Annotated in this window: 22 protein-coding genes; 9 read left to right on the top strand and 13 right to left on the bottom strand. The window is 56.7% G+C overall.

Features of this window, described 5'->3' with window-relative positions:
- The first annotated feature begins 98 nt into the window (after nt 1-98).
- A complete protein-coding gene (locus QNH99_RS07485) occupies nt 99-998 on the top strand; it encodes a DMT family transporter (RefSeq protein ID WP_063880332.1) in 900 nt (299 codons plus the stop codon).
- On the opposite strand, the gene QNH99_RS07480 is transcribed toward QNH99_RS07485, so the two are convergent.
- Both QNH99_RS07480 and tctD read right to left on the bottom strand, forming a co-directional pair.
- A complete protein-coding gene (locus tag QNH99_RS07480) occupies nt 979-2,367 on the bottom strand; it encodes a sensor histidine kinase (protein WP_218995450.1) in 1,389 nt (462 codons plus the stop codon). The two genes, QNH99_RS07485 and QNH99_RS07480, sit on opposite strands and share 20 nt — an antisense overlap.
- On the bottom strand, nt 2,358-3,029 hold the full coding sequence (gene tctD, locus QNH99_RS07475) for a transcriptional regulator TctD (protein ID WP_410517508.1): 672 nt from the start codon (nt 3,027-3,029) through the stop codon (nt 2,358-2,360). Before tctD ends, QNH99_RS07480 begins: the two co-directional genes overlap by 10 nt.
- 119 nt (nt 3,030-3,148) lie before the next feature.
- Between tctD and QNH99_RS07470 the strand changes: the two genes are divergently transcribed.
- From QNH99_RS07470 to flk, 4 genes are all read left to right on the top strand, one after another.
- Complete coding sequence (locus QNH99_RS07470) at nt 3,149-4,129, top strand: Bug family tripartite tricarboxylate transporter substrate binding protein (RefSeq protein WP_082875239.1); 981 nt, start codon at nt 3,149-3,151, stop codon at nt 4,127-4,129.
- A gap of 12 nt (nt 4,130-4,141) precedes the next feature.
- Nucleotides 4,142-4,573 (top strand): tripartite tricarboxylate transporter TctB family protein, encoded by a 432-nt coding sequence (locus QNH99_RS07465; RefSeq protein ID WP_063880336.1) that lies wholly within the window; start codon nt 4,142-4,144, stop codon nt 4,571-4,573.
- A gap of 11 nt (nt 4,574-4,584) precedes the next feature.
- Nucleotides 4,585-6,087, top strand: a complete 1,503-nt coding sequence (locus tag QNH99_RS07460; RefSeq protein ID WP_410517507.1) for a tripartite tricarboxylate transporter permease — start codon at nt 4,585-4,587, stop codon at nt 6,085-6,087.
- 114 nt (nt 6,088-6,201) lie between these two features.
- Complete coding sequence (flk, locus tag QNH99_RS07455; RefSeq protein WP_109717431.1) at nt 6,202-7,242, top strand: flagella biosynthesis regulator Flk; 1,041 nt, start codon at nt 6,202-6,204, stop codon at nt 7,240-7,242.
- A gap of 1 nt (nt 7,243) precedes the next feature.
- Here flk and QNH99_RS07450 read toward each other — a convergent pair whose 3' ends face one another.
- Nucleotides 7,244-7,687: a rhodanese-like domain-containing protein gene (locus tag QNH99_RS07450; protein WP_063880339.1), complete on the bottom strand. Its 444-nt coding sequence runs from the start codon at nt 7,685-7,687 to the stop codon at nt 7,244-7,246.
- Between the two features lie 88 nt (nt 7,688-7,775).
- Between QNH99_RS07450 and QNH99_RS07445 the strand changes: the two genes are divergently transcribed.
- On the top strand, nt 7,776-9,215 hold the full coding sequence (locus QNH99_RS07445) for a PLP-dependent aminotransferase family protein (RefSeq protein ID WP_410517506.1): 1,440 nt from the start codon (nt 7,776-7,778) through the stop codon (nt 9,213-9,215).
- A 92-nt stretch (nt 9,216-9,307) separates the two neighbouring features.
- Here QNH99_RS07445 and fabB read toward each other — a convergent pair whose 3' ends face one another.
- On the bottom strand, nt 9,308-10,528 hold the full coding sequence (fabB, locus tag QNH99_RS07440; protein ID WP_063880341.1) for a beta-ketoacyl-ACP synthase I: 1,221 nt from the start codon (nt 10,526-10,528) through the stop codon (nt 9,308-9,310).
- 152 nt (nt 10,529-10,680) lie between these two features.
- Here fabB and mnmC point away from each other — a divergent pair, with 152 nt between their 5' ends.
- Entirely contained in the window at nt 10,681-12,693 is a 2,013-nt protein-coding gene (mnmC, locus tag QNH99_RS07435; RefSeq protein ID WP_410517505.1) for a bifunctional tRNA (5-methylaminomethyl-2-thiouridine)(34)-methyltransferase MnmD/FAD-dependent 5-carboxymethylaminomethyl-2-thiouridine(34) oxidoreductase MnmC, read from the top strand.
- 26 nt (nt 12,694-12,719) lie between these two features.
- On the opposite strand, the gene QNH99_RS07430 is transcribed toward mnmC, so the two are convergent.
- Genes QNH99_RS07430 through prmB form a run of 6 tightly spaced genes read right to left on the bottom strand, consistent with a single transcriptional unit; the run spans nt 12,720 to nt 17,304 of the window.
- Nucleotides 12,720-13,004, bottom strand: a complete 285-nt coding sequence (locus QNH99_RS07430) for a YfcL family protein (protein WP_063880343.1) — start codon at nt 13,002-13,004, stop codon at nt 12,720-12,722.
- A gap of 34 nt (nt 13,005-13,038) precedes the next feature.
- A complete protein-coding gene (locus tag QNH99_RS07425; protein WP_063880344.1) occupies nt 13,039-13,584 on the bottom strand; it encodes an elongation factor P hydroxylase in 546 nt (181 codons plus the stop codon).
- A gap of 20 nt (nt 13,585-13,604) precedes the next feature.
- Nucleotides 13,605-14,408 (bottom strand): sulfite exporter TauE/SafE family protein, encoded by an 804-nt coding sequence (locus tag QNH99_RS07420; protein ID WP_063880345.1) that lies wholly within the window; start codon nt 14,406-14,408, stop codon nt 13,605-13,607.
- A gap of 8 nt (nt 14,409-14,416) precedes the next feature.
- A complete protein-coding gene (gene mepA, locus QNH99_RS07415) occupies nt 14,417-15,235 on the bottom strand; it encodes a penicillin-insensitive murein endopeptidase (RefSeq protein WP_096010911.1) in 819 nt (272 codons plus the stop codon).
- Nucleotides 15,236-15,239: 4 nt separating this feature from the next.
- Nucleotides 15,240-16,325: a chorismate synthase gene (aroC, locus tag QNH99_RS07410; protein ID WP_410517504.1), complete on the bottom strand. Its 1,086-nt coding sequence runs from the start codon at nt 16,323-16,325 to the stop codon at nt 15,240-15,242.
- A gap of 46 nt (nt 16,326-16,371) precedes the next feature.
- Nucleotides 16,372-17,304 carry a 50S ribosomal protein L3 N(5)-glutamine methyltransferase gene (gene prmB / locus QNH99_RS07405; RefSeq protein ID WP_096010913.1) on the bottom strand — a complete coding sequence of 311 codons (933 nt, stop codon included), beginning with the start codon at nt 17,302-17,304 and terminating at the stop codon, nt 16,372-16,374.
- A 160-nt stretch (nt 17,305-17,464) separates the two neighbouring features.
- Between prmB and smrB the strand changes: the two genes are divergently transcribed.
- A complete protein-coding gene (gene smrB, locus QNH99_RS07400) occupies nt 17,465-18,013 on the top strand; it encodes an endonuclease SmrB (RefSeq protein ID WP_096010914.1) in 549 nt (182 codons plus the stop codon).
- 283 nt (nt 18,014-18,296) lie between these two features.
- A complete protein-coding gene (locus tag QNH99_RS07395; protein WP_410517503.1) occupies nt 18,297-20,117 on the top strand; it encodes a methyl-accepting chemotaxis protein in 1,821 nt (606 codons plus the stop codon).
- An 80-nt stretch (nt 20,118-20,197) separates the two neighbouring features.
- Here the strand turns inward: QNH99_RS07395 and sixA are convergent, their stop codons facing one another.
- The 3 genes from sixA to fadI all read right to left on the bottom strand — a co-directional run bounded on the left by sixA (nt 20,198) and on the right by fadI (nt 24,312).
- Nucleotides 20,198-20,680, bottom strand: coding sequence for a phosphohistidine phosphatase SixA (gene sixA / locus QNH99_RS07390; RefSeq protein ID WP_063880351.1), 483 nt, complete (start codon nt 20,678-20,680; stop codon nt 20,198-20,200).
- A gap of 201 nt (nt 20,681-20,881) precedes the next feature.
- Nucleotides 20,882-23,002: a fatty acid oxidation complex subunit alpha FadJ gene (gene fadJ / locus QNH99_RS07385; protein ID WP_410517502.1), complete on the bottom strand. Its 2,121-nt coding sequence runs from the start codon at nt 23,000-23,002 to the stop codon at nt 20,882-20,884.
- The gene (fadI, locus tag QNH99_RS07380) at nt 23,002-24,312 is read right to left on the bottom strand and encodes an acetyl-CoA C-acyltransferase FadI (RefSeq protein ID WP_241567744.1); all 1,311 of its coding nucleotides are present in this window, start codon (nt 24,310-24,312) and stop codon (nt 23,002-23,004) included. The genes fadJ and fadI overlap by 1 nt, the downstream gene beginning before the upstream one ends.
- Nucleotides 24,313-24,391: the final 79 nt, after the last annotated feature.

The raw sequence follows: 24,391 nt of genomic DNA, 5'->3' as shown, positions 1-24,391 counted from the left end.
CCGCCTTAGCCTAACCTCCCCATGCCGTCGACCATAAGGCTGGCAGAAGCATGTCAGACAGGCGTAAACTGCCGCGGGTCTGAGGCTGGAGTCATGCTATGTTTTTTCTGTTTCCGCTGTTTGCGGTATTGATTTGGTCGGTTAACGCTATCGTTAATAAATTATCGGCGGGGGCAATCGAGCCTGCAGCCATCTCCTTTTATCGCTGGCTACTGGCGTTGCTGGTGTTAACGCCGTTTGTGTTACCCGGCGTAATACGGCGCTGGCAGGCAATCAGGCCGCACCTCTGGCGTTTGATGGTTCTGGGTCTGCTGGGCATGGCGCTGTATCAAAGTCTGGCTTACTATGCCGCCCACAGCGTGAGCGCCCTGTTTATGGGCATTATTGCGGCGCTGATTCCGCTGTTAACGGTGTTGCTCAGCGTGCTGATCCTGCGGATTGCGCCGACGGTGGGCATTCTGGTGGGCAGCCTGATCTCGTTCTGCGGCTTAATCTGGCTGGTTAGCGCAGGCAACCTTCATCAACTGCTGAATCACGGTATCGGTGCCGGAGAAGCGATGATGCTGGCGGCATCCAGCTGCTATGCGCTTTATGGCGTGATGACAAAACGCTGGTCGATTCCGTTGCCGGTCTGGCAGAGCCTTTACGTGCAAATTGCCTTTGGCGTTCTGCTGTTGTTACCCGGCTTTTTGATGACGTCAGATGTCTCGCTCACGCCGCGCAATCTTCCCCTGGTGGCCTTTGCCGGGCTGTTTGCCTCTATTCTTGCGCCCTGGCTGTGGATACATGGCGTTCAAAAGTTAGGGGCCAGCATTACCAGTATTTTTATGAATCTGACACCGGTGTTTACCGCCATCATTGCGGTGCTGTTTCTGCATGAACATCTGCACAGCTATCACTGGATTGGCGGCGGTCTGACGCTGACAGGCGTTCTGCTGGCCCAGCGGCTGCGCAGGCCGTTAACCGCGCGCAAACCGGTTAACACCGATCCACATTGAACTGGACGGTAACCCGTAGCCCGCCCAGTAACGGGCTGCGATCCAGCGTTACGGCAGCGCCGTGCCAGGCACAAATATCCTGGACCAGCGCCAGCCCAATGCCGGCGCCGGCATGCATAGCGGCATTATCCAGCCGGATAAAAGGCTGCAGCGCTTTTTGCTGCTCGTCCGGGCTAATCCCCGGCCCCGCGTCTTCAATTTGAAGTGTTCCGCTCTGGAGGCGCGCAGTGATCATCCCTTGAGAAGGGGTATATTTAATCGCGTTATCCAGCAGGTTGGCACAGAGTTCGCCCAGCAACAGCGCGTCGCCTTTCACCTCACTGTGTTCATCACCCTCATAACCCAGATCAATGTATTTTGCGCGTGCCGCGGCATAACGGCTAAAGCAGGCCTCGCGGACGATGGCCGCTAAATCCACCCGCGCCATGGGCTTATCTTCCCCGTGACGGGCTTTAATTCGCGCCAGTTGCAGCAAGCGATCGGTCAGCAGGATGGTGTCATCCAGCGTATGCTGCATGCCCTGCAGGCTTTCGCGCCACTGTTCAGGCCGGTCGCTGTCCAGCGCCGTGCTGATCTGGGTTTTAAGGATGGTGAGCGGGGTGCGAAGCTGGTGAGCGGCATCGGCGCTGAACCTGTCCTGCCGCGCCAGTAGCCCTCTCAGTCGCTCAAGGTAGCGATTAAAGGCGATGATGAGCGGCTGTAACTCCGACCACGGCAGGGACGGCAACGGTGTCAGCGCCGCGCCGTTACGGCGCAGCACGATGCGTGACAGACGGCGCAGCGGCCGCAATACCCGGCGCAGCATCATGCTCGCCAGTAACAGCGTGATGAATACCAGCGCGCTTTGGCTGAGTAACGCAGTGCGCATCAGCCCCTGAGCAAATGCCTCACGGGAGTGAATGGTTTCCGCCACCAGCACCAGCGCCATGCCTTCCACGCCCGACTCACTGACCGGCTGCCATAACGCAGCCACCCGAATGCGCTGCTTCTGGTAAAGCCCGTCATAAAAATGCACTAACGCGGGATAGGCTGCAGACATTTCGCTGGTGGCAGGAATCGGGGGCAGCCCGTCATAGCCCGATAACGTCTTGCCCTGGGGCGAAATCACCTGATAATACAGGCGGTCATTCATATTGCGCTCAAAGCTGTCGAGCACCACCCAGGGCACATCCACCTCCAGATGCTGATGACGAACCACCAGCCGCTCGGCGACGGTGCGCGCAGAGGCCAACAGGGAGCGATCGTAGGCCTGATTCGCCGCCGCCAGGCCGCTCTGATAATGGGTATAAACCGACAGAATCCACAGCAGCACCAGCGGCAGGCCGAGCCACGCCAGCAGCTCACCGCGTAGAGAATGAATCAGTCGCATGGCAGGGTTTCCAGGCTATAGCCCAGCCCTCGCAGCGTCACAATGCCCACATCACTCCCGGCCAGTTTTTTCCGCACCCGATGGACATACAGCTCAATGCTTTCCGGGCTGGCCTCGTCCACCAGCGTAAAGGTCTGCTCATAGAGGTGCTGCCGCGAGACCGGACGGCCACGGCGCTGCATCAGCGTGGTGAGCACACTGGACTCACGCGGCGTCAGCGCCAGGGGTTTTTCGTCCAGCAAAAAGTAGCCCTCGCCGTTAAGCTCAAGCTGTCCCAGCGTTTGATTTTGTGGCGATTGCCTCTGTGAACGCCGCAACAGCGCACGCAGACGCGCATCCAGTTCATCCAGTTCGAAGGGTTTGGTCAGGTAGTCATCGGCACCGGTGTTCAGACCCCGCACGCGGTCGTCCAGCGTAGTGCGCGCGGTCAGCAGCAGCACTGGCATATTTTGTCCCCGACGGCGCAGCCGCGTTAATACCTCGATGCCGTCCAGACGCGGCAAAGAGACATCCAGCACCACCAGCGCATAGTCTTCGCTTTGCAGGCTGTGGTCGGCCGCCACGCCATCGACCACCCAGTCCACGGCAAAGCCTTTCTGGGTTAACGCTTTCTGTAACCATCGCCCCAGTTCCGCCGTGTCTTCAACCAGTAAGAGACGCATATCACATCCTTTCACTAAACCTTATCAATGAAAGGTAAATGAAAGGCTACTGATTTAACAATTCAGCAACGCCGAATTGTCGGTGGTAATCACACTCTGGAAGAAAGATGGAGCGCACGATGAAAAAAATAATCCATACCGCCCTCGCCTCTGCCCTGCTGGCTTTAATGTTGCCGTCATCCGGCTATGCTGCTGCACCAGACAGAACGGAATGCATCGCACCGGCTAAACCCGGTGGCGGTTTCGACCTGACCTGTAAGCTGATTCAGGTTTCGCTGATGGAAACCAAACAGATTGAGAAACCGATGCGCATCACCTATATGCCAGGCGGCGTGGGTGCAGTGGCCTATAACGCGATCATTGCGCAGCGTCCTGCCGAAGCCGGTACGGTCGTAGCCTTTTCGGGTGGCTCGCTGCTGAATCTGTCCCAGGGCAAGTTTGGTCGCTATTCGGTTGATGACGTTAAGTGGCTGGCGGCGATTGGCACCGATTACGGCATGATTGCCGTCCGTGAAGACGCGCCGTGGAAAAACCTGGGCGAGCTCATGGCCGCGATGAAAAAAGATCCGACCAAAGTGGTGGTGGGCGCGGGTGCTTCCATCGGCAGTCAGGACTGGATGAAGACCGCGCTGATCGCTAAAGAAGCCGGTATTGATCCACGCAAAATGCGCTATGTCGCCTTCGAAGGCGGAGGTGAAGTGGTCACCGCCCTGCTGGGGAATCATATTCAGGTAATGTCGGGCGATCTCAGCGAGATGGTGCCGCATTTACAAGGGGGCAAACTGCGCGTGCTGGCGGTAATGGCAGACAAACGCCTGCCCGATCAACTGGCGTCGATTCCGACCGCCAAAGAGCAGGGATTTAACGTGGAATGGCCCATTATCCGTGGCTTCTATCTTGGCCCTAAAGTCAGCGATGCCGATTATCAGTGGTGGCAGAGCGCCTTTGAGAAAATGGTGCAAACCCCAGAGTTCAAAAAGCAGCGCGAACTGCGTGGCCTGTTTGAATTCAATATGTTCGGCGCAGAACTGGATAAATACGTGAAAGATCAGGTTGCCGCTTACCGCGAGCAGGCGAAATCCTTTGGTCTGGCTAAGTAACCGGGGGACATCATGAGCGATCGTATTTTCGCCACCCTGTGGCTACTGATGTGCCTGGCAGGCCTGGTCATCGCTTGGCAAATTCAAAGCGAATACAGCTATGAGCCCGTTGGACCGCGCCCTTTTCCGCTCATCCTTCTCAGCCTGATGGCCTTCTGTGCTCTGATGCTGCTGCTGAGAAAACCGGATGACATCAAGTGGCCTACGGCAGCCACGATGAAACGACTGGTGGCGCTGGCGGTGATGATGCTGGTTTACGGCGGGATGTTTGAAACCCTGGGCTTTCCGCTATCCACTTCGCTGCTGACTTTCGGTCTCGGCATGCTGTTTGGTGCACGTTGGTGGGCCGCCCTGCTCTCCGGTGCGGTAATGGGATGGTCACTGTTCTACGCCTTTGACCGTTTACTTGACGTGACCTTGCCCGCTGGCAGCCTGTTCAATTAAGGAGAGAAATAATGGAAACCTGGTCTTTCCTGATGCACGGTTTTGCCGTTGCCATGACGCCTGAAAACCTGCTGATTGCCCTCATCGGCTGCTTTATCGGCACGATCGTCGGCTTACTGCCCGGACTCGGGCCGATCAACGGCGTGGCGATTTTAATGCCGCTGGCGTTCGCCCTGCACCTGCCTGCCGAATCAGCGTTGATTCTGCTGGCGACGGTTTATCTGGGTTGTGAATACGGTGGGCGCATTTCCTCCATCTTGCTCAACGTCCCGGGCGATGCCGGCGCGATCATGACCGCGCTGGATGGCTACCCGATGGCGCTGCAAGGCAAAGCGGGTGTGGCACTCTCGATCTCTGCCGTCAGCTCCTTCGTCGGTTCCACCATCGCCATCCTCGGCATCATCTTATTCGCCCCGTTGCTGGCCCGCTGGTCGCTGGCGTTTGGCCCGGCCGAATATTTTGCGCTAATGGTCTTTGCCATTGCCTGCCTGGGCAGCATGATGAGTCAGAACCCACTTAAGTCGTTCCTGTCGGCCCTGATCGGGCTGAGCATGGCGACCGTGGGCGTCGATGCCAATACCGGCGTCTATCGCTTCACCTTTGACAGTGTGCACCTTTCTGACGGCATCCAGTTTGTGGTGGTGGTCATTGGCCTGTTCTCGGTCAGCGAAATTTTGCTGATGCTGGAATCCACACACAGCGGGCAGAAAGTGGTCCGCGCCAGTGGCCGCATGATGTTCAATATGAAAGAGGCCGCCATGTCTACCGGTGCCACGCTGCGTGCCTCGTTTATTGGCTTCTTTGTGGGTGTGTTACCCGGCGCGGGCGCGACCATCGCCAGTGCTATCGCCTACATGGCCGAGAAAAAAATCAGCGGCAGCGATCAGTTTGGTAAAGGGGATATTCGCGGTGTGGCTGCGCCGGAAGCGGCGAACAATGCCTCCGCCTGTGGCTCGTTTATTCCGATGCTGACGCTCGGCATTCCCGGTTCCGGTACCACCGCAGTGATGGTCGGTGCGCTAACGTTGTATAACATCACCCCTGGCCCGGCGATGTTTACTGAGCAGCCGGATATTGTCTGGGGGTTGATTGCCGCGCTGCTGATTGGCAACCTGATGCTGTTGATCATGAACATCCCGATGATTAACGTGTTTGCGCGTATGCTGACGATTCCGCTGTGGTTCTTAGTCCCGGCTATCGCCGCCATCTCCGCGGTGGGCGTTTATGCGGTTCACAGCACCACCTTTGACCTGCTGCTGATGGTGGGATTGGGCATTTTCGGCTATATCCTGCGAAAAATGGATTTCCCTATGTCACCGCTGATTTTGGGGTTTGTACTGGGTGAAATGCTGGAACAAAACCTGCGTCGGGCGCTGTCTATCAGCAATGGTGAAATGGCTATCCTGTGGGAAAGCCCGATTGCCAAGGTGCTGCTTATCCTGGCTGTAGCCGTATTGATTGTGCCTCTGGTATGGAAACGACTGCGCCGTAAACCCGCCCCCGTGCATCAGTAAGTAAATCTTTGTGCGAAACACACAAGCCCCGTGGATTTCCCAGGGGCTTTTGTTATCATAGCGTATTCTGTTTCCGGCGCACCCCACGCTGTTCTGTTTCCCAAGGAATCCGCCATGCAACCTGTCAGCGGCCCCGGTGTGCCGGTCGGCGATCGTTCATCTGTTAATCCGCAAACTGACGCCCCGCGTGCAGGAAGCGTTGCCGGTGAACAGCCCCTTTCTCCTGCCCAGCGCACGACGCTTGAGCGTTTGATTGTGCGCATTATGTCGCTTAGCACGCTTAAGGCGCCCGAACTCTGGGCCGGTTTACGCCATGAAGTGGGTGTTAAAAGCGAAGCAGAGCTTCAGTCGCGCCATTTTCCGGCTGCGGAGCAGTTTCTCAATGCCCGCCTGGCGCAGGTGCAGACAGGCCACGGCACACGTCAGTTAATGACGCAACTGACCGACCTGCTGCCGAAAGGTAATAATCGTCAGGCGGTCAGTGATTTTATCCGCCAGCAGTTTGGTCAGACGGTGCTGAGCGCCTTAACCCAGGACCAGCTGCGCCAGGTATTAACCATGCTGCAAAATGGTCAGATGGCAATTCCGCAACCCCAACAGAGCCGTACCAGCGATCGTTCGCTGCTGCCTGCGGAGCATCAGGCGCTGAATCAGCAAATTGTTCGTCTGGCTGCCGCGACAGGCGAATCCAGTGGCAAAATATGGACCGCTGCGCTGAAGCTGGTCAATCTCACCAGTGGCGATCCTATTCCGTCGCGCCATTACCCGCTGCTTACACAGTATTTGCAGGTGCGTCAGACGTTGAGCCAGCACAGTGCGCCGACGTTACAACTGGTAGAAGCCTCGTTGAAACATCCTTTGGATCAGCGTGAACAGCAGATGCTGCAGGATTACAGCCTGCAACGTTTTCAGGCCACGCCGCAAATGGTGCTGACCCCGACGCAAACCCAGGATCTGCTTAACTTCCTGTTTGCGCGTCGGGCTGAAAGAGCCCATGAGCAAGCCCTGGCCGACAACGAACTGAATCCGCATCCGATATGGGCGCCCATTTCCGGTTCGCTGCCGCCGGCTTTGCAACCGCTGGCAGCGCGCCCGGTGCTGAGCGCGGTCGTGGGGTTGATTGTTCTGGCCTTTTTACTGTGGCTGGTGTTGTAATTTAACACCCACAGGATGCCGCAGAAGCTGTCTGCGGCCATTCGCCCGCCTCATCGCCCCATGTCATCGGATGACCGTCTCGCTTCCAGAAATCCAGCCCGCCAATCAGTTCTTTGACTTTAAATCCCAGTAACGCCAGCTGATACGCCGCTTTGGTAGAGCCATTACAGCCGATGCCATCGCAGTAAGTCACATAGAGCAGGTCGCGATCCAGAGAAGCCGTGCTGGCTTCATTGATTTCCCGATGAGGGAAGTTTACCGCGCCGCTGATATGGCCTGCCCGCCAGGCTTCCACCTGACGGGCATCGATCACGACAATCCCCTGCCGTTGGTGGGCCAGATCGTCAGCCAGATCCCAGGCATCGGTGTAATAAGCCAGTTTGGCCTGCAGATATGCAACGCTCTGCTGCGGTAACGCCGGGGGAAAACCTAAAACAGATGACATTCTTTTTTCTCCTGTTGTGACAGACAGGCAGTTTACGGCAAAGTGGCCTACTGAATAATACCGCTTTCAACAAGGTGATAAGACCATTATGACGTCGCCGCTGCTGCAATTGTTTCATCATCAGGCAACCGGTGGTCTGCGCGACCGCCTGTGCGCCACACTTCGTCAGTGGATTGAAACCGCGCACCTTCAGGTCGGGCAGAAACTGCCCTCAACGCGTCAGCTGGCAACCGATTTAGCGCTGTCGCGCGTCACGGTTGAAGCCGCTTACGCCCAGCTTGAAAGTGAAGGTTACCTGCGGCGGGAATCCGGTCGCGGCAGCTTCGTCGCCATCACGCTGCCGGGCAGTTCGCCCCGCGTGCGCGCCAACCGCATGGCGACATTCTCACAGCGCGGCCAGCAGATGCTGGCAACGGGCGGCTGTCAGGATGCGCCCTTTCCCTATGCGTTTGCGGCAGGTTCGCCGGATTTACGTGCCTTTCCTCATCCTCTCTGGCGGCGGTTAACCGCCCGCGTTCAGCGCACCGCTGGCCCTGACGTGATGGGCTACGGCGATCCGCTGGGTTATCTGCCACTGCGCCGCGCGCTTGCTGACTATCTGGCTCTGTCACGTGGCGTGCAGTGCGAGGCTGATCAGGTGATTATTTTAACCAGTTCACAACAGGCGCTGCAGCTGCTGGCGCTAATGCTGGTTGATGCAGGTGATGAGATCTGGATGGAAGAGCCGGGCTATGCGGGGGCGCGTAATGCCTTTCTTTCTGCGGGGGCCAGAGTGCGCGGTATTCAGGTGGATGCCGAGGGTGCGGTTCCCCAACCCGGTTCCGCAAAACTGATGTATCTGACCCCTTCGCATCAGTATCCCACCGGCGTGTCCTTAAGCCTGCCGCGCCGTCTCGCCTGGCTGGACTGGGCACGTCGTCACGGCAGTTGGCTGATTGAAGACGATTACGACAGCGAGTTTCACTATGACGATCGCCCTGCGCCTGCGATGCACGCGCTCGACAACGATAGCCGGGTCATTACCCTCGGAACCTTTTCGAAATCGCTGTTTCCCTCGCTGCGTCTGGCGTGGATGGTGGTGCCTGGCCCGTTGGTGGCACCTTTAGGCCGGGCGCGCAGCCTGCTGGACGGGCATAGCGCACTGCTGCCGCAGGCGGTAACGGCAGAATTTATGCAGCAGGGGCATTTTGCCAGCCACTTGCGGCTGATGCGCCAGCTTTATCACAGTCGTCGCGATCGCCTGCTGGAGCAGCTAGCCCAGCGTCTGGCGCCATGGCTCAGGCCGTTTCCCTGCCCGGGTGGATTGCAGACAACCGTTGCGCTGGTGCAGGGCGACGATGCCGCCTTAACGTTACAGGCGGCAAAGGTGGGTTTATTACTGCCCCGACTCAGCCCACTGTACAGCGATAGCGCACCTCAGCAAGGCTGGATTTTAGGCTTTGCGGCGCTAACGCCCGATGAGATTGTGGCCGGGTGCGACAAACTGGTCAGGCTGCTTTCAGCAGGCTCATCACGCAACAGTGGCTGAGTGGCAATCCCAACGTAAAAAAGGCCGGCAAGCGCCGACCTTTTCGTAGGGTTCACGTCATGCTGCGTGCAGCATGACGTTTTAGTCCAGCGTTATGCCTGGTATTTGCGCATGGTCAGCGTGGCGTTGGTGCCACCAAAACCAAAGCTGTTAGACATCACGGTGGTCAGCGTTTTTTCTGTCGGCTGCGTCACGATGTTCATGCCTTCTGCCGCCGCATCCAGCGAGCTGATATTGATGCTTGGGGCAATAAAACTGTGCTCCAGCATTAGCAGCGAGTAGATGGCTTCCTGCACGCCCGCCGCCCCTAAGGAGTGGCCGGTCATCGCTTTGGTGGCAGAAATGTACGGCGTGTTGTCGCCAAACACTTCACGAATCGCGCCCAGCTCTTTGACATCACCGACCGGGGTAGAGGTACCGTGGCTGTTCAGGTAGTCGATTGGCGTGTCCACGCCGTGCATCGCCATCTTCATGCAGCGCACTGCGCCTTCACCCGATGGCGCGACCATGTCTGCACCATCTGAGGTTGCGCCGTAACCTACGATTTCAGCGTAAATGTGCGCACCACGTGCCAGTGCATGCTCCAGTTCCTCAACCACGACCATACCGCCGCCGCCCGCAATGACGAAGCCATCGCGTTCGTTATCATAGGTACGTGAGGCTTTTTCTGGCGTCTCGTTGTAACGCGTAGACAGTGCGCCCATTGCATCGAACTCACAGGCCATTTCCCAGCACAGCTCTTCGCCGCCGCCCGCAAAAACAATATCCTGTTTGCCCAGCTGAATCTGCTCAACGGCGTTACCGATACAGTGCGCGGAAGTCGCACAGGCTGAACTGATCGAGTAGTTTACGCCGTGGATCTTAAACGGCGTAGCCAGACAGGCTGAAACGCCTGACGCCATCGCCTTGGTCACCACATAAGGGCCTACCGCTTTCAGACCGCGTGGGCTGCGCATGGCATCCGCACCAAAAACCTGAAAACGTGGGGAACCTCCGCCAGATCCTGCAATCAGACCAACGCGTGGATTGTTCTGGTAAGCCTCGTTGCTCAGGCCAGAATCTTTGATAGCCTCTTCCATAGAGAGGTAAGCATAGATGGACGCATCACTCATAAAACGCACAACTTTGCGATCGATGAGGCCAGTGGTATCGAGTTTAACGTTACCCCAGACGTGACTACGCATGCCGGAATCTTTCATCTCTTGGGAAAAAGTGATGCCTGAGCGGCCCTCACGCAGAGATGCCAGCACCTCTTGCTGGTTATTACCAATACTGGAAACGATCCCTAAGCCAGTAATCACAGCACGTTTCATTCAATCATCCTCACCACTTCTGTTATTTGACGAGCACTCTAGCTTACACTTGTACGCCGAACAAGTCCGATCAGCCATTTCCTTTTGTAAATTTGCGTCATGTCACGTCGACCGATAAAATCCTGACACTCCCTGAAAAATGAGCCTTTACTGTGAAACTGCCCCAGGTTGAACACGCCCAACTGAGCTGGAACGAACAGGGTACACCTGTTTCCCGAGCGTTTAACGACGTCTATTTTTCCAATGACAACGGTCTGGAAGAGACGCGGTATGTCTTTCTGGGTGGCAATGATTTCCCGCAACGGTTTCATCAGCATCCGCGCGATCTGCTGATTGTTGCCGAAAGCGGTTTCGGCACAGGCCTTAATTTTCTGACGCTGTGGCAAGCCTTTGATTCCTTTCAGCGCCACCATCCTGATGCGGCCTTAAAACGACTGCATTTCATCAGCTTTGAAAAATTTCCGCTGACCCAGGCCGATTTGACGGCGGCGCATCAGCACTGGCCCGAACTGGCCCCCTGGGCTGAACAACTTCAGCGCCAGTGGCCCCTGGCACTGCCGGGCTGCCAACGTGTGTTATTTGATTCGGGCCGCATCACGCTGGATCTGTGGTTAGGCGATATTAATGCGCTAATTGATAATTTTGATGACAGTCTGCATCGTCAGGTCGATGCCTGGTTTTTAGATGGCTTTGCGCCGTCGAAAAACCCCGATATGTGGACGCCTGACCTGTTCCAGTCGATGGCAAAACTGGCGCGACCGGGTGGCACCTTCGCGACCTTTACGGCGGCGGGTTTTGTGCGGCGCGGTTTGCAACAGGCGGGCTTTGCGGTGACCCGGCGTAAAGGGTTCGGGCCAAAACGGGAAATGCTGTGCGGTTCGCTCGAGACCGCACCCGCGCTGGCGCATCGCCAGCCCTGGTATGCGCGCCCTGCGCTGTCCAGCAAGGAGATTGCCCTGGTTGGCGGCGGCGTGGCAAGCGCCACGCTGGCCCTTGCGCTGCTGCGCCGGGGCTTTCAGGTAACGCTCTACTGTGCCGATGAGGCACCCGCTCTGGGCGCGTCCAGTAATCGCCAGGGCGCGCTGTATCCCCTGCTGAATCAGCACGATCCCGCGCTGGCCAGCTTCTTTCCTGCTGCATTCAGTTTCGCCCGTCGCCTGTATGACGCACTCGATCTCCCTTACGAACATGACTGGAGCGGTGTATTACAGTTGGGCTGGGACGAGAAAAGTGCCAGCAAGATTGCGCAGATGCTGAAGATGGCCTTACCGGCTGAGGTCGCTTACAGCGTCAATCGCGACGAGGCGGAGGCACTGGCCAACGTGGCGCTGGATTGTGGCGGCATCTTTTATCCGCTGGGGGGCTGGTTAGCCCCGGCTGAATTGACCTCTGCGTTGTTATCCCAAGGTGAACGACTCGGATTGCGTGTTCACTGGCTGCACCGCGTCACCGCGCTGGAACCGCATTCGCAAGGCTGGCAGTTGACCTTCAGTGAACAACCCGCCACCTGCCACCAGGCTGTGGTGCTGGCCAACGGTCATGCGATTACCCATCTGACCCAGACCGACTCGCTGCCGGTTTATCCGGTCGCCGGCCAGGTCAGTCATATTCCGGCTTCACCCGCGTTATCGGCGCTGAAAACGGTGCTCTGTTATGACGGTTATCTCACCCCAGCCAGCCCACAGTTTGGGACGCACTGTATCGGCGCCAGCTATCACCGTGGCGATACGTCGACGGCCTACCGTGAAGATGACCAGCAGCAAAACCGCAGCCGTCTGCAGCACTGCCTGCCCCACAGCAGGTGGGTGGATGAAGTGGACGTCAGCCAGGGCGAGGCGCGCAATGGCGTGCGCTGCGCCACCCGAGACCATTTGCCCATGGTGGGCAGCGTGCCGGATTACGCGGCGACGCTTGCCACCTATGCGGATCTTGCACAGCAACGCGCCCGCGAGGCAGAAAGCGAAACGGCACCGTATTTTTCAGGGCTTTATGTGTTTGGCGCGCTTGGCTCACGTGGATTGTGCAGTGCGCCCCTGGCGGCAGAAGTGCTGGCGGCTCAGCTCAGCGGCGAACCCCAGCCGCTGGATGCCAGCACGCTGGCGGCGCTCAATCCAAATCGTTATTGGGTAAGAAAATTGCTGAAGGGCAAAAAAGCGGGGAACTAGCACGGGCGGCGTACCGCCCCGTGCATTCAGGCAGACTGCTGGCGGGCCTGTAAAAACAGGTTATCCCACATACCAATCACCAGCGCCTGATCCCGGGGCGATAATTCTCCGGCGGCGATAGCGTTTTGCAGGCTTCGTGTCACCTGGATCTGTAACGCTTGCGGCGTGTGTTCGTCCAGGCGTTCCACTTCCGCCACTGCCAACGTGAGGTGGCCACGCAGATAACCGCTGGCAAATAGCTCATCGTCACTGGCGTGCTCAACCATGTCGTCAATCAGGGCCAGAATACGTGCCTCAAATTCTGCGATCATCTCATCATTCCTCTGTTATTAAGTCCCTTCTGCATCACAAATCGTCCGGCCAGGGAAATTGCGATGCGGTCAGAGAAGGCCTGCCATAATAGTCAGCCAGGGCTGAAATAAAGCGTGCGGGACGGGCAGGAATACCCGACGCCAGGTAGTTCATGACCTGGGCATGAACCTTTCGCTGGAACACAATGCGATCTGGCTCACAATCTCCTTCGAGATTGTCACAACTGACGTTGAAGGGAAAGCCTGCAGCCACACAAAACATCCATTCCAGCGCCTGCGGCTTAACCTCTACCGCTTCGAACTGGCTTTGCGTTTGCGCGTCGCGACCATCCGGACAATACCAGTAACCAAAATCCACCAGCTTGCGCCGGGCTTCACCCGCGATGCACCAGTGCGAAATTTCATGTAACGCGCTGGCGTAATATCCATGAGCAAATACCACCCGATTCCATGGCGATTCGTCATCCGCAGGAAGATAGATCGGTTCGTCATCGCCTTTAATTAGACGGGTCTGAAAGTCGTGGCTAAAGCAATCATCAAACAGCGCGATCAGCTGTTCGTAGTTATGAGTTGTTGTCATTAAGTCATCACGTAAAAGTATTACAGATTCAGCGTGGTCAGCCAGGCCATCAATTCACTGCCGTGGCTGTCCCAGAGCAGTTTGGCGCTCATGACCGCCGAAACGATTACCACCATCGGGCGGATCAGCTTTTGTCCACGTGCCAGTACCAGCCTTGCACCCAGCCGGGCACCACAAAATGCCCCCAGCATCATGATAAGCCCTGTGCCCCACACCACTTTGCCACCAAATATAAAAAACAGCAGGCTACCAAAGTTGGAGGTGAAGTTAAGCAGCTTGGCGTGCGCAGTGGCTTTTGCCAGGTTATAGCCGCACAGCGTAACGAAGGCCAGTGCGTAAAATGAGCCGGCACCCGGCCCAAAAAAACCGTCATAAAAGCCGACACAGCCACCGCCAATCAGGGCGAAAGGCAGCCCCTGCAGACGGTGAACGCGGTCTTCTTCACCGATACGTGGCATCAGCAGAAACCACATGCCGATAGCGATTAACAGCAGCGGCAACACCTGACGCAGCATATCAGCCTGCAGGTGCTGGATGAGAATGGCCCCGCCAATCGACCCCAAAAAGGTCATGGCGATATTCAGCCGCTGCTCGCTGAGTCGGATGGCTCCGCGCCGGACAAAATAGAGGCTGGATGAGAAAGATCCGCCGACCGATTGCAGCTTGTTGGTCGCCAGCGCCTGCGCCGGTGACAGCCCGGCAGCCAGCAAAGAGGGAACCGTTAACAGTCCGCCGCCGCCCGCAATGGAGTCAATGAACCCAGCCAGCAGGGCAATAAAAAACAGCAGCACAACCAACAGCGGGCTGACAACGAACCATTCCATGGGAACCCTTACAGTAAATGTTTATCCAGCAGTGCCTGACAGGCCGCAGGCAGCGGCGGTGGCTCACGTTTTACCGGCGCAGAACCAGGCTGTTTGGGCAAAAACCAGCTCTGAAGTTCGGCTCCACAGCCATCACCCGCAGGCGGTGGGGCCTGCTCTTCACACTCGGTGCTGCCCTGAGGACAGCGCAAGCGAACGTGCATGTGCGCGCGATGCGCAAACCAGGGACGCACTTTTCGTAGCCAGCCGCGATCGCTACCTGCATCAGCACAAAGCTGCTTTTTAATCGCCGGATTGACGAAGATACGTGTCACATCCTCATCTTTGGCCGCCAGTTTGATCAGGCTATCGATTTCAGGCTGCCAGTGACGCGCCACCACGTTCTTGTCGTCAGCGGTGACGAGATCCAACGGCTGCGGTTTAAGGAGTTGCTGCGCGCTCCAGCGGGTTTTAGGCAGTTGTAGCCAAATATCGACGTCCAGCCCGGTTTGGTGGCTGGCATGTCCACTGCTAAAGCGCCCGCCTGCCGCCATGCCCATATCGCCAATCAGCACGTTTCCCAGTTGGAGGTTATGTGCCTGGGTCGCCAGGCGCTGAATAAACAGGATCAGATCGGGATGACCGAAATAGCGGCGCTGATCCTGGCGCATGACCTGATAATCCGGCGAGTTAAGCGGCAATGCCTGGGCACCCACGATACAGCCGTTGGCAAAGCCCCCAATCGCATTGGGCTCACCCGCAACAGGGTGCTGGATACGTTGCCACGGCGTTGCCGCCAGGCTGGAGGCACTCAGCAGGAGCGCACTCACCATCAGCAAGATTTTCATAGGCTCACCAACGTGGCACCGTCGAGTTAACCTCACCGCACTGCGCGCGCTGGCGCAGCAGATGATCCATCAGCACGATAGCCATCATGGCTTCTGCAATGGGCACGGCACGGATGCCCACACAAGGATCGTGACGACCTTTGGTGATCATCTCCACTTCCCCGCCATCGCGGGTGATGGTTTTACCCGGTACGGTAATACTGGAGGTCGGTTTCATGGCCAGATTCGCGCTAATCGTCTGACCGCTGCTGATGCCGCCGAGGATACCGCCTGCATGATTGCTCTGAAAACCGGTAGCGCGGATTTCATCACGATGTTGACTGCCGCGCTGATTCACTACGGCAAAACCGTCGCCGATTTCCACACCTTTCACCGCGTTAATGCTCATGAGTGCATGCGCGAGGTCAGCATCCAGGCGATCAAAAACCGGTTCGCCCAGGCCTGGTGGGACATTTTCCGCCATAACCGTGACCCTGGCCCCAATCGAATCCCCTTCTTTCTTCAGGGCGCGCATCAGTTCATCCATCGCCTCCAGCTTGTCGGCATCCGGGCAAAAGAAGGGATTCTGTTCAACGATGCTCCAGTCTTTCAGTTCGCAGGCAACGTCGCCGATCTGCGCCAGATAGCCGCGAACCAGGATACCGTGCTTCATCTGCAGGTATTTTTTAGCAATCACGCCGGCCGCCACGCGCATCGCGGTTTCGCGTGCCGATGAACGGCCACCGCCACGGTAGTCACGCGTGCCGTATTTTTGCTCATAGGTGTAATCCGCATGGCCCGGACGGAACAGGTCTTTGATGGCACCGTAATCCTGCGAACGTTGATCGGTATTCTCGATCAGCAGGCCAATCGAGGTACCGGTGGTGATGCCATCAAAGACACCGGACAAAATTTTCACCTGATCCGGCTCACGGCGCTGGGTGGTGTAGCGCGACGTTCCCGGACGGCGACGATCAAGATCGTGCTGGATATCGGCTTCGGTTAACGGAATGCCCGGCGGCACGCCATCAACGATACAGCCCAGGGCAATACCGTGAGATTCACCAAACGTGGTGACGCGAAAGAACTGTCCGATGCTGTTTCCGGCCATTGAGATTCCTTGTTACGGTTTGACGGGCGAAAGTTCGCCCACCCTTTTAGTCTTTATAAAATGAGAAATGGTGCTGTGCATCAACGATCTGCTGACGGGTGAGCATAAAGACGCCGTCACCGCCGTTGTCGAACTCCAGCCAGGTGAAAGGCACGTCAGGATATTGCTCCATCATATGCACCATGCTGTTACCCACTTCGCAAATCAGCACGCCCTGTTCGCTCAAATAGCCCGGCGCGCAGGCGAGGATGCGACGCACCAGTTTAAGCCCGTCGCTGCCCGCAGCCAGACCCAGTTCGGGTTCATGCTGATATTCGCTCGGCAGGTCGTCCATATCTTCCGCATCAACATAAGGCGGGTTAGTCACGATCAGATCGTACTGTACCGGCGGCAGTTCGCGGAACAGATCGGCGCGAATCGGCGTCACGTGATGCATCAGACCGTGCTCTTCAATATTCTGCTCGGCCACCGCCAGCGCATCATGAGAAATATCCACCGCATCCACTTCAGCTTCCGGGAACGCATAGGCACAGGCAATCGCAATACAGCCGCTGCCGGTGCACATGTCCAGAATATGACGCGGTTTTTCCGTCACTAAACCGGCAAAGCGGTTTTCAATCAGTTCACCAATCGGTGAACGAGGCACCAGAACGCGTTCATCAACGTAAAACTCATGGCCGCAGAACCAGGCCTTGTTGGTGAGATAGGCGACCGGGATACGCTCGTTCACGCGGCGAATGACGCGCTCAACGATACGATGGCGTTCGCTGGCTGTCAGGCGCGCGTTACGCATATCTTCCGGGATATCTAAGGGTAACCACAGCGTGGGCAGAACCAGCTGGACAGCTTCGTCCCAGGGATTATCTGTGCCGTGTCCGTACCAGATTCCGGCAGCGGTAAAGCGGCTTACCGACCAGCGCAGCATATCCTGAATGGTGTGCAGTTCATTCACTGCCTCATCGACGAAAATTTTGTCCACGTAGCCCTCCGCAGGCCTTTTACTAAATCGGCCGATAGTTTGCCACGAAGCCGAGGAGAATTCAGCGCGGCAAGGTGAAAAAGCTGACAATTAATGACGGTTAACGGTAAGGTATCGGCTTCTGCTGTTAATCAGCCACCTCAGATATGATTTACGAATAATGAGTAAAAAAAACCCCCTGAGCCAGGATGATCAAGCGCTGTTTCGCCAGTTGATGACGGGCACGCGTCAATTAAAACAAGACACTATCGTGCACAAACCGGCAGTGAAAACCCGGGAAGTCCCAATAAAAAGACTGCTGTCTGAACAAGCGGATAACAGCCACTACTTTTCAGATGAATTCCAGCCGCTGCTGTCCACTGAAGGGGCAACGCGCTATGTTCGTGCCGACGTGAGCCATTTTGAACTGAAGAAGCTGCGCCGGGGTGACTACACGCCAGAGATTTTTCTTGATCTGCACGGGCTGACCCAGATGCAAGCCAAGCAGGAGTTAGGCGCGTTGATTGCCGCCTGTCGTCGCGAACACCTCTTTTGTGCCAGCGTGATGACCGGACATGGTAAACATATTTTAAAGCAACAAACGCCACTGTGGCTGGCCCAGCATCCCTGGGTCATGGCCTTTCACCAGGCACCCAAAATGTTTGGCGGCGATGCCGCGTTATTAGTTCTTATTGAAATTGAAGAGTGGCAACCGCCAGAATTGCCTTGATATTCAGGCAGAAAAACGTCTTAAGCCCCTTGCCCTGCCGCCCCGCTTGTTCCCCCTTTGCCGGGGGAATCCGCGCCACTGCGTTACACCTTCTTCCCTTATCACGCGTCATTCCGCCCCTTATTGTCCGGGCGTTCTGCTGATTTCTGTTCAGGCTGACGCAGACTATTTGCTTAAGAAACTATTTATACTGAATACAATTTTCCCGCTGCCGATAACGTTCAGGCATTTAGGCATATTACGTTTGAACATTATTGGCACATTGACCAAGGGAACTTTTTGAATGAGCGGGTTGAGTAATTTTTTTGAGAATTTAAAAGTGGGCAAAAAGCTCACGCTCGGTTTTGGGCTTATTTTATTGTTGAGTCTGGCTGTCGCGATATGCGGCATTAAAAATCTGAATGACATTAGCGTGCGGGCCGAAAAGCTCAGGGAGCTTAAAAGCGTCAATGACCGGTTTTCACAGGCCAAAGATGCCCGCCTGCAATTCGTTAAAACACATGATGAAAAATTCATCGTTCTGAACGAAGACATGCTGAAAGAGGTAGATCAGAACTTGAAAAACCTGGGCGTTTTTCGTTGGGATGACAGTCAGCAGGCAATGATTACCGCGATGCCGTCGGCCATTGCCACTTACCGGCAGAAACGGGCCGGTACCGTGCAGGCCGTCCGTGACGGTACGCAGGCGCTGACGAACCTCTCCGTGGCTGATGAGATGCGTGCTATTGGTCAGCTCGCCGCAAGCAATAACGGTGACGCGCAGACCGCCGCCGCGTTGCAGGAGATCAATAAGCATTTGAGCGGCGTAGCGGTGCGGGTGAAACTCTTTGGCCTTGAGCATAAAGATGAAGATCGCAATGTGCTCAGCAGCTTCCTCACTGAAACCGTCGGACTTATTGCGCAGATCAAATCTCGGCTTACCCCCGCAGACGCTGCAGCAATCGACAAAATCAGTGAACAGCTCGTGACAAAACAAGCGGATATCAGCGCGATGATGGCCTCGGTAAAAGCGGGCGAAGAGGCCACAGCCGAACTGGCGGCGGCAGGCAAAACCCTGACCGATATGAGCAATGCGTTGTTCACCCAACAGCTGGACGCCACTAATCACGATGCCAGACAAGCCGTTTGGCTGATGGCGACCATTGTTATTGGTGCCATCATTGCGGGTATTCTTATTGCGCTGTTTATTACCCGCCAGCTGACGCGTCCCTTATCTGAGCTTCTGCATATTGCCCGACAAATGGCACGTGGCGATCTCAGCACCGTGATGCACACCTCTCGCCGGGATGAACTGGGCGAACTCATGCATGCGGTAGGTGAAATGAGTGATGAACTGCGCCGGATTATCAGCGGTATCCGCAGCGGCGTTACCAGCGTGAGTCAGGCGTCGGCAGAAATCGCCTCCGGGAATAATGACTTGTCTGCGCGAACGGAAAGTCAGGCGGCCGCCCTTGCGCAAACGGCAGCCAGCATGGAGCAGCTGACATCCACCGTAAAACAGAATGCCGATAATATTCATCATTCCAGCAGACTGGCGCAGGAAACCTTCGACACGGCCAGCCGTGGCGGACAACTGGTTACCAGCGTGGTCAGCACGATGAATGAAATTTCTGCCAGCTCAGGAAAAATCTCGGAGATCACCTCCGTGATTAACAGCATCGCGTTTCAGACCAATATTCTGGCACTGAACGCTGCGGTCGAAGCGGCACGGGCCGGCGAACAGGGTCGGGGTTTTGCCGTCGTCGCCAGTGAAGTGAGAAACCTGGCGCAGCGCAGCGCGTTAGCCGCGAAAGAAATCGAAACGCTGATTCAGGATTCGGTTGCCCGTATCAGCGCGGGTTCGCAACTGGTCAGTCAGACAGGCAACACCATGGGTGAAATCGTTACCTCAGTCAGCAATGTGACAGAGATACTGAACGAGATTTCTCAGGCATCTGAAGAGCAGAACCGCGGCATTGCGCAGGTGGGCGTGGCTATCGTTGAAATGGATAACGTGACGCAGCAAAACGCGGCGTTAGTGGAACAGTCCTCTGCGGCGGCCAGTGCGCTTCATGACCAGGCACAAACGCTGGCAGGCTCGGTATCACGTTTTGTGATTGCGTAATCTGTTCGGGAAAAGCCTGACGGGATGGTTGTTCCGTTGAGGATTCATGCATGTTCGGGCCATTTTATGGCCCGACATCATTACATGGCTTTCGCCAGTTTTTTCGGGCTAATCTGCCACAGCAATGTGCCCTGGCTTTCAGCGGGATCGAAGTCAACGCAGGCGATTGCAGAAGTGGCAAACATTGGCGGTGTTTCCTGGGGGCACAGTTCCGACACCAGGTATCCCACCAACGGTAAGTGAGAGATCACCAGCACCGATTTCACCCCTTCATTGGCCAGCGCCTGCAAATGGCATCCCACCAGACCGGGATCGCCGCCGGGCGTGAGTTCCGGCAAAATATCCTCACCGTCTGGCAAAGGAAAGGCCTCACGAAACGTGGCGAGCGTTTGCTGCGCACGCAGATAAGGACTGACCAGTACACGTTCAATGTCAACAGACTGACCTTTTAACCAGTTTGCCATTTGACGTGATTCGTCACATCCACAAAGCGTTAAAGGCCTGACCGAATCACTGGCAGCCTCAAGAGCCGCATCGCCGTGACGCATGATAAAAACTTGCATAAAGCACCGCTGTAGTTTGTCGACATCGCCTGATGCATTCGCGTCAGGCGCTTCATTCTGCGAATGAACGTCGTGTTGTACCCTAATGACTTCAGTATAGTCAACCGGTTGTTTATTAAATAAGCACCTGTCAGATTCGTGTAGCGCCTCACGCTTGTGCGGCGCGTTTCTAACCCCCTGAATCAGGATGGGTATTCGTATTTATGAAGAAGTGTAAAACTTTGTCTGCTGCTCCGCTGCGCGCAGCAATGCCTCACAGGGCGCAAAACGGTCACCGTATTGCTGCTCAAGCCGCGTTAATCTGCTCACAATCTCTGCTGCGCCCAGCCTGTCAATGTAATGAAACGGCCCTCCCAGGAACGGCGGAAAGCCAATGCCAAACACGGCACCGATATCACCGTCCCGCGGCGAGCGAATAACCTGCTCATCCAGACAGCGCACCGCTTCGTTTAACATCATCAACACACAACGCTCGGCAATCTGCGCGCCACTCTGCGTCTTCACCGGTTTACGCTTCAATAAGCTGTACACCGCGGGATCGACTTTTTTGCGCGCGAATCGCGACGATCCATACAGATAAAACCCCTTACCGTTTTTACGCCCTTTGCGTCCGTCCTGAATCACCGCATCCAGCGCAGAAGGCGCAGCAAACCGCTCGCCATAAGCCTGTTGTAACCCCGGGGAGATTTTACTGCCGACATCAATCCCCACTTCATCCAGTAACTGAACGGGCCCGACCGGGAAACCAAACTTCACCAGTGCCCGATCGATGTGATCGATCGGCTCCCCTTCCACCACACAGCGCATGGCTTCGTTGATGTAAGGCGTCAGAATACGGTTGACGTAAAAGCCCGGTTTGTCCGCCACCACTATCGGCGTTTTACCCTGTTTCCGTGCCAGCGTGACCGTGCTGGCCAGCGTTTCAGGTGAGGTTGTCGCATGCGGAATCACCTCCACCAGCGGCATTTTTTCTACCGGACTAAAGTAATGCAGACCGATGATGTTCTGCGGACGCTGGGCCGTCGCGGCAATCTCCGCAATAGGGATCGATGACGTGTTAGACGCAAAGATCGTATCAGGCTGACAATGCGCCTCGACGTCGGCCACCATCTGCCTTTTAAGCGCCAGATCCTCAAACACCGCCTCAATGACCATATCGCGGTGAGCAAAACCCTGATAATCGGTGCCGCCGCTGATGCGTGCCATCTGCTGCTGACGCTGCGCCGGACTTAACTGCCGACGTTTCACTTTTTTACCGAGCAGCGCCCAACTGGTTTGCAGCGCATGGTTGATGCCTTGCAGGCTGATGTCTTTGATGCGCACCGGCAACCCGGCATTGATGGCGCTGACGCTGGCGATCCCGCCGCCCATCAGTCCGCCCCCCAAAACCCCAACCCGCTGGATGAGTCGTGGTTCGGCACGGGTCCCGTTCTCTTTCTTCAGTGCTGTTGAGGCAAAAAACAGACTGCGCAGCGCGGCCGACTCGGGTGTCATCGCCAGCTCGCCAAACGCGCGCGCCTCGGCGGCATAACCGGCCTGGCTGTTCTGCTCCAGGCCGATGCGTACCACCTCGATGATGCGCTGTGCCGCAGGATAGTTACCCTGCGTTTTACGGTCGGTTTCACGCCTGACCAGCGCGAACAGCGCCTGGCGAGCCACCGGGCCTTGCAGCAGTCGATCGCGCAATGGCAGCGGCGCTCTGCGGAATTTTCCTTTTTTTACCTGCGCAATGGCGGTATCCAGCAGAATGGCCTGCGGCACGGCATCGTCCACAATGCCCAGCTTTTTCGCCTGTTTTGCTCGCAGATTTTTACCGGTAAGAATGAGCGGTAGCGCTTTCTGTACGCCGATTAAGCGAGGCAGACGCTGGGTACCGCCCGAGCCCGGCAGTAATCCCAACTGTACCTCCGGCAGGCCGATGCGGGTTTTATCATCCAGCGAGCAGATGCGCGTGTTACAGGCCAGCGCCAGCTCAAGACCACCGCCCAGGCAGGCACCGTGGATCGCTGCCACCACCGGAAAAGGTAAGGCTGCGATAGCGGCCATCACCTCCTGTCCTTGTCTCGCCAGCGCTTCCGCCTCATGGGCGTTTCGACAACGATCGATCATGCTGATATCGGCACCTGCAACAAAGTTGTCAGGCTTGCCGGAAATCAGCACCAGCCCCAGCAACTGCGGGTTCTTGCGCGCCTGCGCGATGATCGCCGCAATCTGTGCCGCAAACTCCGCCTTTAATGTATTCATCTTTTCATCTGGCACATCAATGGTGATCACGCCAACGTGATCGTCCCGCATCTGTAATGTGAAAGCGCTCTGTTCCATTATTCGGCCTCCAGAACCATTGCTGCACCTAAACCCCCGGCGGCACAGGCCGTGACTAAACCCAGCCCTCCGCCCCGGCGGCGTAATTCATTTAACGTCTGGGTGATCATGCGCGCACCGGTGGCGGCAAAGGGATGCCCAAAGGCGATCGATCCGCCCGAGACGTTAAAGCGCGCCTCGTCGACCTCGCCCAGCGCATGCGGACGGTTTAACACGTCCCGGGCAAAGCGTTCATCACGGAACATTTTTAAATTGCTTAACGTCTGCGCCGCGAACGCCTCGTGCATATCTATCAGGGTTAAATCACTTAGCGTGATTCCGGCGCGATCCAGCGCTAAAGGGGAAGCATAGGCCGGCCCTAGCAGCATGTCCTGCCAGACGTCGATAGCGGTAAACGCATAGCTGCGTAAGTAGCCCAGCGGCTGTAACCCGAGCTCTTTTGCCCGGCCTTCACGCATCAAAATGACTGCCGCCGCACCGTCGGTAAGCGGCGTGCTGTTTGCCGCGGTGACAGTACCGTGCTGGCGGTCAAACGCCGGACGCAGTCGGGCATAGTCGGCGGCTTTCGCATCCATGCGCACATTATTATCCTGTTCAATGGGCGTTTTCCACGGGGGTACAAAAGCGGCCATCACTTCCTGATTCAGCACGCCTGACTGCCAGGCCTGGGCTGCACGCTGATGCGATCGCAAGGCCAGCGCGTCCTGCTCTTCCCGGCTAATGCCATGCGTTTTCGCCATCTGTTCTGCGGTATCACCCATGCGTAATCCTGTGGAATATTCCGCGACCGCAGGCGGCACCGGTAACAGATCTCGGGGCCGCAACCGCCGCAGAATATGTAACTTCTGCGAAAAGCTGCGCGCTTTATTCATGTCCACCAGCGCACGCGCCAGCGTTTTACTCACCCCGACAGGCAACACCGAGGAGGAGTCAGCCCCGCCCGCAATGCCCACAGAAATGGTACCGGCCAGTAAGCTTTCGGTGACGTTTGCCACCGCCTGAAAGCTGGTGGCGCAGGCCCGGCTGACGCTGTAGGCGTCGGTATTCACACTCAGGCCACTGCTCAGCACAATCTCACGCGCAATATTCGGTGCTTCCGGCATCTGCACCACCTGCCCGAAGACCAGTTGTTCGATGATGTCGACCGGAAGCTCACTGCGGGCCATGATTTCGCTTATCACCATGCGGCCCAGCTCGACCGCTGGGATGCCATGAAAACCCGTAGCCTGGCGAAGGAAAGGTGTACGTAATCCGTGGGTTATGGCGATGCGCTCGCCATTACGCGTCAGCAGTGACTGCGCTTTGCTCATTGTTTTCACCTGTACATCGTGACCGAGGCATCATTGCCGAAAGAGGTCTGACCTGATCCACAGTGTTAACCACAAGCCG

The organism is Pantoea allii, assembly GCF_046529425.1.
Taxonomy (GTDB): domain Bacteria; phylum Pseudomonadota; class Gammaproteobacteria; order Enterobacterales; family Enterobacteriaceae; genus Pantoea; species Pantoea allii.
Note: the sequence above shows the minus strand (reverse complement) of the source record. Positions and strands in the feature narration are given on the sequence as shown.